Here is a 1,507-nt window from a genome sequence, read left to right on the forward strand (position 1 = left end):
GTGCGGGCCGGCGGGGCCCCTCGGGGCGGCCGGACGGGGCGGTGAGGGTGCTCACTTGCCTCTCCCCTCGTACTCGTCGGAGACGTCCTCGGCGAGCCGCTGCGACTCCTTCAGCGCGGCGTCGACGGAGGTGCGCCCGGCGACGGCGGCGCTCAGCTCCCGCGAGACCTTGGTGCCGAGCTCGGCGAACTCGGGGATGTCCACGAACTGGATGCCGATGGTGGGCCGCGGCTGCACGCCCGGGTCGCGCGGGTCGGCCTCGGCGATGGCCTTGCGGGTGACCTCGCCGAAGGCGGCGGCCTCCTTGCGGTACTGCGGGATGCGGTAGGTGGAGGAGCGCTTCCCCGCGGGCACGTTGGCCCAGCCGAACTCCTTGCCGACCAGCCGCTCGTACTCCTTGCCGGACGCCCAGGAGATGAACTTCCACGCCTTGTCGGGGTTGCGGGACGCCTTCTGGATGCCCCAGGCCCAGGTGTAGAGCCAGCCGGAGGAGTCGGTCTTGACGGTCGGCGCCGGCACGTAGCCGATCTTGCCCTTCACCGGGGACTTGGCGGCCTCCAGGGAGCCGGCGCCCGCGGTCGCGTCGTACCACATGGCGCTCTTGCCCTGGGTCATGGAGTTGAGGCACTCGGCGTAGCCGGACTGCGCGGCGCCGGACTGGCCGTGCTTGCGCACGAGGTCGACGTAGAAGTGCACGGCCTTGCGGAAGGCGGGGTCGGTGAGCCGCGCCTTGTAGTCCTTGTCGAACCAGGTGCCCCCGAAGGTGTTCACCACCGTGGTGAGCGGCGCGGCCATCTCGCCCCACCCGGGCAGCCCGCGCAGGCAGATGCCGCCCATCTTCTTCTCCGCGCCGTCCACCCGCGCCGCCAGCTTCGCGACCTGCGGCCAGGTGGGCTTGGCGGGCATCTTCAGCCCGTGCCGCGCGAAGACGTCCTTGCGGTACATCAGGAAGGACGACTCGCCGTAGAACGGCTCGGCGTACACCTGCCCGTCCTCACCGGTGAGGGACTCGCGCAGCGGGCGCAGGATGTCGTCCTGGTCGAACGCGCGGTCCTTGCGGAGGTACGGGTCCAGGGAGCGCAGCCACTCGTTCTTGGCGTAGATCGGCGTCTCGTAGTTGCTGATGGTGGCCACGTCGTACTGGCCGGCCTGGTTGGCGAAGTCCTGGCCGATCTTGTCGCGGACGTCGTTCTCGGGCAGCGTCGTGAACTTGACCTTGATACCGGTCTCTCGGGTGAAGTGCTTGGCGGTGAGCTTCTGCAACTCGGTCATCTGCGGGTTGTTGACCATGAGGACGTTGATGGTGTCGCCGCCCGTGCCGAGGCTGCCGGCTCCGGCGCAGGCGGTCAGCGCCAGCAGCGAGGCGGCCGTGACGGCGCACAGCGCCGCGCGCGTCCCGTGCCGTCGGCTCTGACTGTGCATGGGGACTCCAGGTCATAGGCATACATAGGGGGTATAAGGCGCATAGCAGATACAGGGAACAGTGCGGTGCCGGGGGGGTGAGACG

General features: G+C 69.6%; 1 protein-coding gene. It reads right to left on the reverse strand.

Annotated features, from left to right (window positions below; translation table 11 throughout):
* Positions 1 to 51: 51 nt before the first annotated feature.
* Positions 52 to 1,422, reverse strand: coding sequence for an ABC transporter substrate-binding protein (locus tag G5C65_RS37160; protein ID WP_165303444.1), 1,371 nt, complete (start codon positions 1,420 to 1,422; stop codon positions 52 to 54).
* Positions 1,423 to 1,507 lie beyond the last annotated feature (85 nt).

Source organism: Streptomyces boncukensis, assembly GCF_011045075.1.
GTDB classification, from domain to species: domain Bacteria; phylum Actinomycetota; class Actinomycetes; order Streptomycetales; family Streptomycetaceae; genus Streptomyces; species Streptomyces boncukensis.

Bases quoted from the DNA above. Each gene is read 5' to 3' on its own strand.
- G5C65_RS37160 (WP_165303444.1), bottom strand. From the start codon at position 1,422: ATGCACAGTCAGAGCCGACGGCACGGGACGCGCGCGGCGCTGTGCGCC.